Annotated in this window: 15 protein-coding genes; 9 read left to right on the plus strand and 6 right to left on the minus strand. The window is 55.5% G+C overall.

Features of this window, described 5'->3' with window-relative positions:
• Positions 1–651: 651 nt before the first annotated feature.
• The gene (locus tag GSQ79_RS06385; RefSeq protein WP_158807898.1) at positions 652–933 is read right to left on the minus strand and encodes a hypothetical protein; all 282 of its coding nucleotides are present in this window, start codon (positions 931–933) and stop codon (positions 652–654) included.
• 125 nt (positions 934–1,058) lie between these two features.
• Here GSQ79_RS06385 and GSQ79_RS06390 point away from each other — a divergent pair, with 125 nt between their 5' ends.
• Complete coding sequence (locus GSQ79_RS06390) at positions 1,059–1,292, plus strand: hypothetical protein (RefSeq protein WP_158807899.1); 234 nt, start codon at positions 1,059–1,061, stop codon at positions 1,290–1,292.
• A gap of 127 nt (positions 1,293–1,419) precedes the next feature.
• Positions 1,420–1,629 carry a hypothetical protein gene (locus GSQ79_RS06395; RefSeq protein ID WP_158807900.1) on the plus strand — a complete coding sequence of 70 codons (210 nt, stop codon included), beginning with the start codon at positions 1,420–1,422 and terminating at the stop codon, positions 1,627–1,629.
• A gap of 346 nt (positions 1,630–1,975) precedes the next feature.
• Here the strand turns inward: GSQ79_RS06395 and GSQ79_RS06400 are convergent, their stop codons facing one another.
• Positions 1,976–2,260: a hypothetical protein gene (locus GSQ79_RS06400; RefSeq protein ID WP_158807901.1), complete on the minus strand. Its 285-nt coding sequence runs from the start codon at positions 2,258–2,260 to the stop codon at positions 1,976–1,978.
• Positions 2,257–2,526: a hypothetical protein gene (locus GSQ79_RS06405; RefSeq protein WP_158807902.1), complete on the minus strand. Its 270-nt coding sequence runs from the start codon at positions 2,524–2,526 to the stop codon at positions 2,257–2,259. The genes GSQ79_RS06400 and GSQ79_RS06405 overlap by 4 nt, the downstream gene beginning before the upstream one ends.
• A 363-nt stretch (positions 2,527–2,889) precedes the next feature.
• On the opposite strand from GSQ79_RS06405, the gene GSQ79_RS06410 reads away from it, so the two are divergent.
• The 5 genes from GSQ79_RS06410 to GSQ79_RS06430 all read left to right on the plus strand — a co-directional run bounded on the left by GSQ79_RS06410 (position 2,890) and on the right by GSQ79_RS06430 (position 7,946).
• Complete coding sequence (locus GSQ79_RS06410) at positions 2,890–3,075, plus strand: hypothetical protein (protein WP_158807903.1); 186 nt, start codon at positions 2,890–2,892, stop codon at positions 3,073–3,075.
• Between the two features lie 140 nt (positions 3,076–3,215).
• Positions 3,216–3,626 (plus strand): MucR family transcriptional regulator, encoded by a 411-nt coding sequence (locus GSQ79_RS06415; protein WP_246725134.1) that lies wholly within the window; start codon positions 3,216–3,218, stop codon positions 3,624–3,626.
• Between the two features lie 1,046 nt (positions 3,627–4,672).
• Positions 4,673–6,241 carry a methyl-accepting chemotaxis protein gene (locus GSQ79_RS06420; protein WP_158807904.1) on the plus strand — a complete coding sequence of 523 codons (1,569 nt, stop codon included), beginning with the start codon at positions 4,673–4,675 and terminating at the stop codon, positions 6,239–6,241.
• A 906-nt stretch (positions 6,242–7,147) separates the two neighbouring features.
• A complete protein-coding gene (locus GSQ79_RS06425) occupies positions 7,148–7,576 on the plus strand; it encodes a MucR family transcriptional regulator (protein WP_368669925.1) in 429 nt (142 codons plus the stop codon).
• Between the two features lie 187 nt (positions 7,577–7,763).
• On the plus strand, positions 7,764–7,946 hold the full coding sequence (locus GSQ79_RS06430) for a hypothetical protein (protein ID WP_158807905.1): 183 nt from the start codon (positions 7,764–7,766) through the stop codon (positions 7,944–7,946).
• Between the two features lie 172 nt (positions 7,947–8,118).
• Here the strand turns inward: GSQ79_RS06430 and GSQ79_RS06435 are convergent, their stop codons facing one another.
• Positions 8,119–8,526: an ATP-binding cassette domain-containing protein gene (locus GSQ79_RS06435; RefSeq protein WP_368669924.1), complete on the minus strand. Its 408-nt coding sequence runs from the start codon at positions 8,524–8,526 to the stop codon at positions 8,119–8,121.
• Between the two features lie 127 nt (positions 8,527–8,653).
• On the minus strand, positions 8,654–9,160 hold the full coding sequence (locus GSQ79_RS06440; protein WP_158807906.1) for an energy transducer TonB: 507 nt from the start codon (positions 9,158–9,160) through the stop codon (positions 8,654–8,656).
• A 169-nt stretch (positions 9,161–9,329) separates the two neighbouring features.
• On the opposite strand from GSQ79_RS06440, the gene GSQ79_RS06445 reads away from it, so the two are divergent.
• Positions 9,330–9,605 (plus strand): hypothetical protein, encoded by a 276-nt coding sequence (locus GSQ79_RS06445; RefSeq protein ID WP_158807907.1) that lies wholly within the window; start codon positions 9,330–9,332, stop codon positions 9,603–9,605.
• Between the two features lie 273 nt (positions 9,606–9,878).
• Here GSQ79_RS06445 and GSQ79_RS06450 read toward each other — a convergent pair whose 3' ends face one another.
• On the minus strand, positions 9,879–10,352 hold the full coding sequence (locus GSQ79_RS06450) for a hypothetical protein (protein ID WP_246725135.1): 474 nt from the start codon (positions 10,350–10,352) through the stop codon (positions 9,879–9,881).
• On the opposite strand from GSQ79_RS06450, the gene GSQ79_RS06455 reads away from it, so the two are divergent.
• Positions 10,333–10,722, plus strand: a complete 390-nt coding sequence (locus GSQ79_RS06455; protein ID WP_158807908.1) for a DUF4279 domain-containing protein — start codon at positions 10,333–10,335, stop codon at positions 10,720–10,722. The genes GSQ79_RS06450 and GSQ79_RS06455 overlap by 20 nt on opposite strands.
• Positions 10,723–10,993 lie beyond the last annotated feature (271 nt).

The raw sequence follows: 10,993 nt of genomic DNA on the forward strand, positions 1-10,993 counted from the left end.
CCTCCTCATGGCAAAATGCCATACTTCAGGGAGGACCACTTCAAGGGGGGCACGCCAGAAGCGGCGGCTGATGAGGTGTGTTGGACTGATATCTTCTCAACGACGGGCATAATGTTTTGGACAAAAAATCTACCTGGATTCGTTACTCGGCATAACAATCTCAGATCACAAAATGTCCGCCCGCAAGACGAACGAGAAAAATGCTCGCCACGATCGCCGAGCAGGTCGGCGTCATGACCAATTAGATCTTCGAATTGGAAGCCGGGCGTGAAGGCATGGCGATCCCTTCGCACCTTGCAGATCTGCTCGCAAATGACGACGATCTCGATCGAGGGCACCGACATCGGTAAGCTTGAAGTCTGCCTAAACCGTGGTGATCGACGTGGCGATGCCACGTGCTGCTCTGGCGCAGACGATGAGGTGGTCGGACCTATTTTTACTGCCGGTCAGTGATGGCGAAGTTCGCTATCCCGACCATTCGTGCCAGACGATGGGTTTGTCAGCGACTGGAGCAGGAAGTATGGGGGCGACCGGCCACAGCCAGCTAACCACCATCAGTGACGAGGTATGCCGACCCTGCTCGAATCGGTCAGCGGCACCCCTCGAAGGACCGGCACGTGCCGGATCGTTTTCCGAATCGATCTCCTTCGATTATAGCTCAAGATTTTCCGGACCACCTTTGTCGTCGTCGCCACTAACAGAGCGCAATTGATGCGGAACAGACACCTCGGTCCATTCACCAGTATCATGTACGATGGTGTTTAAAGGCGCTTTGAAACGGTCATCTTCGTGACAGCCAAAAGCTTCATCGTCACGGGCCGCTAGACCAAGCGTAGTTGCGATTTGGTCTCGTGCATCCCATGCATCGATTCCATAGACCCAATAGCTATCTCCTCGCGCGGGAGGCTTCGGCCACAGATAGAAATTTGGCATTCGCAACCTCCAACGATACGATTCAAACACCCAAAAACTATCTACGTCCATATGTGCTTTCGATGGTGCGCAACCAATAGCACGCAAGTGAGTTTCCATAAGCGGCGCTCTAACAGGTCTTGTTGATGCTCTACAGAGAAGCTTTTGATATTATTAGCACTTCTGAGGGCCGTGCAGATGCTTTGCTTTTAAAGGCTGCGAGAACGGTTCTTGAGACCGGAGCTGACATAGCCGCGCAGCAACTTGCGAGGGCGGTGTTGTCAGAGGTTCGTGAGCGACTTTGGAATGAGGACAGTGCAAAGGCCCTGACCGTCGCGGAACTCGGTGAAAAACCTATTTACAAGCGTCGCAGTCATTGAAGCTTAGCTTTGGCTTCGGCTCATCAGCCCAACCCTTCATCTTTGTTGCGCAATCGATTTGCACTCATTCGTAAACTATCTCGGCCTAAAGGCATATGCCAAGATAGGCTGAGCGCGGATGTCAACGATGAACTACAATGAGGGCGTAGACATCGTCGCGAGACTTGATAGCCATACCGATTCTGAGATCGCCGAAGCCGCAACAGCGATTATCGACGGTGCAGGCGGCGAGCTGATTATGCGCATTCAGGCTGTTAGCGCCTTGATCCTGGGCAAAAATCGCCAGCGATTGTCTGATGTCGTTGGCGGCGCGGCGACGCGGAAACCGCTAGTTTAACATAGCCGTCGGTCAGCTTGTGCTGAGGAACGGCCGAGCTGTGACCGATTATCGGCTCGAACTCTGGCTTTTGGGAGCTTTTATCGCCGCCTCAAACGAAGAGGAAGTTCATGGTCGGTAGCTGGCTTGAGATGCACTTGAAGGAATCCGAGACAGACGGACTTCGTAGACAAACTGGTTTAAAAGCTGCTCGGGATGCCGCAACCTCGATCCTGCCCGACGTAGCGCGTGAGCTTGTGCTTGATGGTGCCAATCACGATTTTAGGTCCTGCGTTCGCGATGGCTCGGGCAAGGTTGTCTTCAGAGCTTCGCTGTTTCTTCGTTCGGGTTTTGTATCAGCAGAAGCCTAAACGTCGTCCAGTTTTGGTAGAAGAGGCGCGGTTACGCCAAAATGATCCTGAAGTGCGATGATAGCCACAGCCTCGGCATCCCAATGGTTTCGAAGGCTGAAGCCTTTTGCGACGCGCTCATTGGCAACGATTAGGATTGCCCTGGCTAAAGTTTCCGCCACTGCCTCATCCAGCTCCCTGACTAGCGCAAGCTCGATGAAAGCGATTGAGTAGGCCTGTTCAATCAGGGTTGCCTGAGACGGCTCGAATACGGAGTGTAGCCTGACTATCTGGCTGGTCATCCGTTACGACCGCCCGCGAGCAGATGCAGGAAACGATCGCTTGCGATGGTAGCCACGCTTTCCGAATCGTCAGCGGTCATCAGCTCACCACCGGCTTTGATACGACTGTTGGCGACCGCCATGACGATTTTGGCCAATTTTGCTTGTGCTGCGTAATCAAGCTTGTAGACGCTTCCAACAGCAATGCTGGCTTGTGCATAAGCCTGAACGAGGGTCGCCGCCTCCGATGAATCGTACGAAGTGGTGTCGATTATCCCTATGAGCATTGGCGGTCCTGCGAGAGGCCGTCGCGACATGTTCGGGCTACCCATTAAGCGCCCTATCGTATGTTAAAGATACCTCGTAGACGCTCTTTGATCGGCAGCCGTGTGTGGCGCGGACCAGAGGTGACTCACGGGGCCAATATCGACTGTCGGCGACGCACGGCACAAGGGAAGCGTATCGTTGCAACGGAGAGCCAACACGCACTTCGCCAGCGCGAAGGCATGGGTGAGAATGAGCCCCGACGTAGGGAGGTGAACGTATTGCGTTGCGCATAGCTGGTACGTGCAACCTTTTGCCATGCCAGCGCGTAACCGACGCACTGCTCGACGCAACGGTCCAGCGCGTACAAGTTGAAGAAAATGCGTATGAATCTCCCGGACAAGACCGGTATGATCGGGCTGCCGCGCGGTATCAGCCAAGAAGCATCCTTTGCTGCGTTCTGGGCACGGAAGGCGGAGGATGCAAAGATCTCGGAGCAGGTGCTGAAACGGCTCGATGCGGAACGAGGGCGCGACCGCCATTTGCAGTTGGCAACAACTATCAAAGACTAAATACGTCTTGTGTCGATGCACTTAAGGGGCTCATGTTTGTTCGTCTGTGAATCACGGGAATGAACATGTCCGAAGAAAATCAAGAAGCCGTTTCCGCATCAGCGCTGTTGAATATCGCGAGTGACATCGTCGCCTCTTAAGTGTCGAACAATTCGATTCGCTCAGGCGATTTGGCCGAGATCATCGCGACCATCCACAACACACTGACCGAGCTTGCAACAGGGCAACCACCGACTGTAGTCGAAGAGCAGAAAGAACCGGCCGTGTCGATCAAGAAGTCGATCACGCCCGACTTTCTGATCTGTCTCGAAGACGGCAAGAAATTCAGGACTCTGAAGCGCCATTTGCGCACCGAGTACGACATGTCGCCTGACGATTATCGAGCGAAATGGAAGCTGCCGCATGACTATCCGATGGTGGCCCCTGCCTATGCTGCGTCGCGCTCGGCGTTGGCGAAGTCGTTCTGCCATGGTAACAATCGCCGCGCTGCCAAAGCTGTTCCTGCCGCAGTAGCCACGAAGGGTCGCGGACAACCCAAGAAAGCAGCGTAGCGGTCAATCAAGGCGCACAGAAGCGAAAAAACTCAATCTCTCGTTTAATGTGCTGTGCGTCGAGAAGATTGAATAGAAAGGTTACGCGAATCATTGTCTCACCGACCCGAGGTGATGCTTCATCGGGCAATGAACGTGCTGCTGAAAGTAGGTGTCGATGAAGACACTGCTTTCGGTGCGGTCGCCATTGAAGTAATCCGCTTTGGGCAGCGGCAGCGGACAGCGGGTCGCGCGCTCTTAAGCTATTACGATGCTACTGTTGTAGCCGAGATGGTTCTTGCGAGATTGCTGCACACGAAGCATTAAATTGATTGGCGCACCAACCATCTCTGCCTTCCCGTTCTCGCCATTGAAGTTCTGAGCGCCGGGTCTCCTGAACGTACTGCGAGAGCCACAGCCGCCCCCGAACAAGTTATCGTGTAAGCTGCGTGCCTTCAAATCGAACCTTAAGCAATTGATCCATTGTCAGACTCCCTGCTTGCCAAGCATTGTGCAACGTTTGGCCTGTGTCGGTCGAGATCGTCGCATTTGTAATGTCAAGTAATGCTTGCGTTCGGTCCGGGTTGTTCGCGAAGCCCTCAAAAAATGGCACGCCGTTTCGATGGCCGGAGCGAAATTTTCCTTCGAGAACAACGCTGGTCTCACCCTGCAAGATTGTAAGTTTCATAATCATTGTTCAGCGACACTAACCACATGGAGAAATCGCGCTCGTAACAAACCAATCACGCCTCTCGAAGCGAGTAAACGTCATCGGGATAGTGAAACAGATATATGGTTTCGAAGCCATGTAGATCAACTCGTGCCCGTCGCTCGGCGCAGCTTCCCTTCCACAAGATGAATTTCGCGAGGATGGGCTTTGCACACACCTTTTACAGGGGTTGGAGGCCGCCGAGGGCCTTTCCGCTTCTCGGAGGCAGCAGATATTGTCCTCGCATCCCATGTTAACAAACTGAGGTGTATACATCTTCTGATTGGACGGACACCTGAATCGCAGGTGAGACGCGCCGACCAAAATAATGCGTGCGGTTTAGGCCAGGATGAGGAAGATGCTGTTCGACAACTTGGAGGATCAGCGGAAGTTTGCTGGCCCATTGATTGTACTAGTTTGCTGGCTGATGGTGCCAATCACCTTTCTTGCCGGTATGTCCACAGGCATGAGCGCGGTTCCAATCGGCTTGGGTGCCCTGGCGTGCGCCATTACGGCCAACATCTGCTGGCTTTCTGGTGGCCCTACAACATTGAGCCGCACGCTGTCGGCTATAGCGCTCATGGCGCAGATTTCGATCCTGGTGGCGTCATACGTTGGCACGCCTTGGCAAGGAGATCTCCACATGGCGTATTTTGCAGCTTTGGCGCTCCTAGTGGTTTATAGCGATCGAGCCGTCATCGCTGCCGCTGCCGTCACGGTCGCCGTTCACCACTTCATGCTCAGTTTCATATTGCCATCGGCAGTTTTCGTCGGATCATCCGACTTCAGTCGTGTTCTGCTACATGCTGTCATTCTCCTCCTCGAAGCCGGATCTCTTATTTGGGTGATTGGCAGCTTGAACAACATGTTCGCGAAATCCGAAGCAGCGTTCGCCGCCGAGAAGCGGGCGAATGAGCACGCCGAACGTGCTGCCGCAGATGTCCTTTCTCAAGAACGGGATCGGGTCGTCGAGTCCATTGGATATGCGATGAAGATGCTAGCTGAGGGCCATCTCGACCATAGGATTTCTGGGATTCTTCCGGGTAAATATGAAAAACTCCGCACAGACTTCAACGCGGTAGCGGCCCAGTTTCACGAGATGATCGGGTCGATCGCGTCTTCAGCGGCCGACTTGATCACAATCTCAAGCAATCTCTCTGTATCCTCTGAGCGTCTGTCACGTCGGACGGGCCAACAAGTGGTCGCGTTGGAGGAGACAGCTGCTTCTCTCCACGAGATTTCGGCTACCTCACGGAACAGCGCAAATGGCGTCCAGCATGTTGCAGCAGCGGTTTTCGAAACCAAGACTGATGCGCTACGCCACGGGGATGTCATGCGCGAGGCGAGCGATACGATGGCAGAGATCGCCGCCAACGCCGAAAAGGTTTCCAGAGCTGTCGGGATCATCGATGAGATCGCTCATCAGACAAACCTTCTGGCGCTCAACGCGGGCATCGAGGCAGCCAGAGCAGGCGACGCAGGTCGAGGCTTTGCGGTTGTCGCTCAGGAGGTGCGGGGCCTAGCGGGACGTTCGACTACGGCGGCCAATGAGATCAAGAAGCTGATCAAGGAAAGTGCAAGCGGTGTTGGCCGAGGCGTCCGCCTCGTGCGAGACACCGGCAGCGCACTTCAGGAGATCGTCGAGCGTGTTGCAAAGGTCGATGCGCTCATATCGGAAATCGCTCTTTCTGCACATGAGCAATCGATCGGCATCGATAGTATCAGCAGCTCAGTTCATATGATGGACCATTCCAACCAGCAGAATGCGATCATGGTAGAAGAGGCCAGTGATGTCGCCGACGCCCTCTCGACCAAGGCCAAGACCTTGCAAGGCCTGACTGGCTTTTTTCACCTTACGAACCCTTCGGCAGGCGAGATCCCGCCAGTCGGAGGTCCTACGTCGATCAACTTGTATGAAGTAGCTTAGGAGCCGCCTTCGATAGAGGTGTCTCAGGTGACGACCCGGCTGCCAACGATATCATACGAGGGTAAGCCGCCCTCGAATGAATGGAACGGCCGACACGCAAGCGGCGCAAATCGATACGGCCTCTGCCACACATACCTTCATTCCCGCTTCGCTGCGCTCGGGTCAGCCGAGGCTCCGACCAAGCGGTATTACTCCATTCTCGGCAATCAGCAGCGGGATGCGCAGGCTATCAAATTTGCTAATCGCTGAATCTACTTAACTTCACGACTTAAGCTGAGCTATAAGAAAGTCCCTTTTCGGGAGTGATTCGCAATGTTGACCTCAGCAGGTCTCAGTTATTGCGTCCTGTTCGTGCGCGTAGTGTGATGCACCATTATCGAGAAAAGCTCGGCACACCGCGCGGGCATGCTTTCATCAATGCAGCGAACTATCGCGGACTTGGCGAGATCGAGCGCAACATATTATCGCGCGCGTTCGATCGAGCTTGTCTGCTGCTCCGGCAAGACTTCCATATCGATAATCAAGCCGAGGCAAAGCTGGCACAGCTTATTCTCCGCACTGGCAGATCCTACGCATCGTCGCGGCGATTGCGGGGGCGTGATGTTACCGAACTGTCATACGCGGCCCTCCATATCTTCTTGAGGTTCAAAGCATGTATCCCTTCACCACAAGACCGCAAGTCAATTGGCCTCGGCTCCTAAATATCGGTGACCAAAAAAAGACGTTGGCCAAGAGCTTCAGATAAACCGCTTCGCGAACGTTTTGAGCAGAGAAGTAAGGTTTCGCCTTGCTCTGGCCTATGCGCATGATGCGGGTCAAACGATTTGATGCCACTCAATGGAAAAACACCGGACCTGAAATGACTGAAGTAACCTACGAAGCGCTTCCCAGGCGTCGATACTCAACATCGTCTCTGACATTGTGGCGTCATATGTGTCGAACAACTCAGTTCGTTCAGGCGATCTTGCCGAGATCATCGGCACCGTTCACACTACGCTCTCCGCACTCGCTGCTGGACAGACAACGCAGGTGGTCGAAGAAGCGAGGGCGCCCGCCGTACCGATAAAGAAATCCATCACCCCGGATTTCATCCTCTGCCTGGAGGACGGCAAGAAGTTCAGGTCGCTCAAGCGACACCTTGCAACCGCCTACGGCATGACGCCAGACGACTATCGAGCGAAGTGGTCGCTGCCTCGCGATTACCCGATGGTGGCGCCTTCTTATGCGGCGCAGCGCTCAGCGCTGGCCAAGCAGAGCGGCCTGGGGATCGTAGGTGCCGCTGGACGGAAACCGGCTGCGACCAGGGGCCGTGGGCGGCCACACAAGGCAGCTTGAGACGAAGAATCTGCCCTTCGGGGGAAAGGGCGGCTTCATCGGGGCGTTTCTCGGTGGGGGGAGATCGACAAATTTTCTTGGCTGTAGAGGTGACAATTAGTTGAACGCTGCGTGTGCATCTTTGTCCCGTTTGCTTACATTGCAACGGGGAAATCGAGGAGGCTTCGCATTGTCATATAGGATAGATTTGAACGGCCCAAAGGTAAAATGGCCAGTTAAATCGTCGGCTGATCGCTGGGCGGCAAAGCGTAACGGCATTGAATTTTCGCCGGAAACTGTTCGACACTTCGCGGCCCTCGCCGAAGAGCTGCGCACCCTTCAAGACGAAGCCGCGCTTTTGGAGAGACATGCTGATCGCATCACCGAATAGCGAAATTTTCCTCGTCAAGATCTGCTAGCCTGGGTTGCAGCTGCCGGAGTTGCAATAGTAGCACTAGCAACCGGCTTCCCCGCCACCGACCACCGGCTGCAAACACCAAGCCGATCGCCAAAACACCGCAGGCCGTCGCCCGATCCTTCATTCGCTCACCTATGTATTGGAACTATTTGCCGAGCAATGCTGCCGCATCGATGTGCGCGATCTGATCGCCGGGACGGATCATCGAGGTCCGATGGGTCACGGCGATGATCGTGAGACGGTCGGCGAGATCGCGCAAGCCGTCCATGATCTGTCTCTCGGTCTGGTCGGCGAGCGCCGAACTCGCTTCGTCGAGAACGAGCAGTGCATGCTCGTCGTATAGCGCACGAGCGATGGCAATGCGCTGGCGCTCGCCACCAGATAGCTTGAGTTGACGCTCGCCCACCACCGTTTCGAAGCCTTCCAGCATAGCGTCGACGCGTGATAGGACTGAGGCCTGCGCAGTGGACGCGAAATATGTCCGGCCTACTTCGAGCCAGGACGATCGTTTCCCGAGCATGGAATACAGGCCGCGCTCGCGATCCACCAGCATGGCTGCGCCAAGCGATCTTGCCGGGCAAAACCAATCGCGGCCATGCGCTCGGACCTACACGGAAGCGCCATGGCGCAGAGGCGGCCTCCTGATCGGCAATCGTCCTTTGGCCTATCGCCAAGCCGCGCTATCCGCCGTTGAAATGCAGCCTTATGCCGATTTTTACGAACTGCTGAGTCACGGTATTCGGGATTGGGGTGAATGGCGCGGCTTTCGTGATCAACCGAAGTGCAGCCAGATCAACGAATTCATATCCGGAACTTTGCGAAACACTGTTTCCGATGAGCGCACCACTTCTATCGACGATAAAGACAACGCCGACAGAGGCCGATCCAGCAAATCCTGGCGACGATCGTGGGACAGTTCGAAGAATGCGACTACGCACAAGCGATGCCCAAGCTGCGAGGCCCGGCTCAGGTCGTCTCGCTTGTTTGATCCACGGACCCGTCATTACGTTTCGCAGGCCAGCAGCCTGGGACATATGCGGCGTGATCGCCAGAAGGCCGAAGGCAAGAAACCCGCAGAAGACTTGCGCGCGCATTGAACACTCCCAGCCGATCCATCGGGTCCAAAGCGCATTTGCATGGCCCTTGCTACGCATATCTTCGACGAAGATCCATGCAGTCAATGTCATGCGCTTTGCTCCATGTCATAGGGGCGGGATCAAGATTCTCGCTCGCTCGCAAGAAGGAGGGCGCGCTCCCATCCCAAGTCTGTCTGCTATGGCTGTGTCAGCCAGTGCTGAACTAGCGAAGTCCTGACCTCGCGCGGCCCACTCAATGGACATCAGGAAGCCGCGCCACTTGACGGTCCAGGCCCAAGATTTTCTTTCGGGCATTACAAGCCATCCAGATGCCGAGCAGGGGCGTCAACAGGGCCAGCCAAGACGCTTCCGCGTATTGCTCGACAACCCAACGCTTTTGGATCTTGAGGACGTGAAGGGTGCCAAGGAACAGCGCGGTCGCGAGCGCGAATCCAACTGCGGTGGACAAGAAGTATGCGGCGATCGCTCGGGACCAGGACGATCGGCGTCGAAGCATGAAGAACGCGATACCAAACGCGGCCGTGCCGAGCGATGATGAACATCACGGGCGTGCGCCAGGGCCTACTCGGCCTTTGGGGCAGCGAGCAGAGAGCCCAGAACGATGATGGCTTCAGCCGAGGCGAGCATACGAATGTTCACGGAAACCCTCTTGGATCGGCACGCAGAGCGCTGGTTCATTCATCATCCGCATCGTGGTTTGACAAGGTGCTGATCGAACGGTGTGCCCTGACCGGCTTATGATCGGCTCGACTTTCACGGCGCTTGGCCCTTCCGGTGGTTCTCTTCCGCTCCGGTAGCCATCGCCAGATCAACGGCGGCTGGCGAAAAGCCTTCGCTGGGCCTCGTCGATCGCGCTTTCGGCCCAATCGACTTCGCGTTTCGACACCGGCAAACATCGGCGGCGGCTCTCGTATTCGTAGTAGAGCGTGCCGTGAATGCCTTGGGCGTCTCGCTTCAAGATAAAGCGTTCCCAGATCAGGGTGAGAACGCTCGTCGCTACGTCCGGCGTGACGCGAGCAAGGAAATCCTCGATAAATTCCATATCCTGTTGATCACCGATGAAGATGAGGTCGAACTCCTCGTCGGTGGCTTGGAAGATGCTGAACGTGGCGTTTTCCGCACGGTCGATGATTTGGATGTTTTTCACCACCTCTCCTAAGGCAGTAGCAGAGTTGCCGTAGATCGTCGCGCCCACGGTCATCGACTTGATCACGAGGCGGCTGGTGTAACACCAGAGCAAGTGACCATGGGGTAGAGAAACAATGATAGATGCTTCGGTCATTCTCTGGGGCGACCATCTCGATCCCGATCTGGTATCCGATACGATCGGGATCAAGCCGACGAATGCGATCCGGATGGGAGAAGAATCGAGGGGTCGTGTCGCGAAGACCGGACGATGGTCGTATGACACGCGAGACGATGTCCGGAGCGATAGCCTGATCGATCACCTGAACCCTTTCCTGCCGCGTCTCGTCGCAAACGCAGAGAAACTGAAGAATGAGCTTGGTGTCGAAAAGGTCCGGGTAACGATCATCGTAGAATGTTTCGACGAGACCTGGGAGGAGGAGCTGGATGACAATATCGTTCGTGGGCTCGCGGCCATCGGCGCGTCATTTTGGATGACAGTCTTTTCACAGAAGCCCGAGCTATAAATCGCGGGCTCGACCGACCTGAACCTGGAAGTGGAATTCGGATGCCCGCTTCAAGCACGTTTGGCCAAGCCCTGATCGATGTCATGGTGCAAGCGACAGATGAACGAGATTGGGAGATGCTCGCACACGCGTTGGCTCAACTCGGCGATGATCACGCTATTCCATACAGCACCGGCTCCACGCCGGGCCAGTACGTGCTGCATGGTGCATCGGAGTGGCCGGTCCCCACTGAGTGGTCCGGGGTTTATGTTAGTTCATGGTCGGCCTGAGC

It is taken from the genome of Beijerinckia sp. L45 (assembly GCF_009765775.1).
Lineage (GTDB): Bacteria > Pseudomonadota > Alphaproteobacteria > Rhizobiales > Beijerinckiaceae > RH-AL1.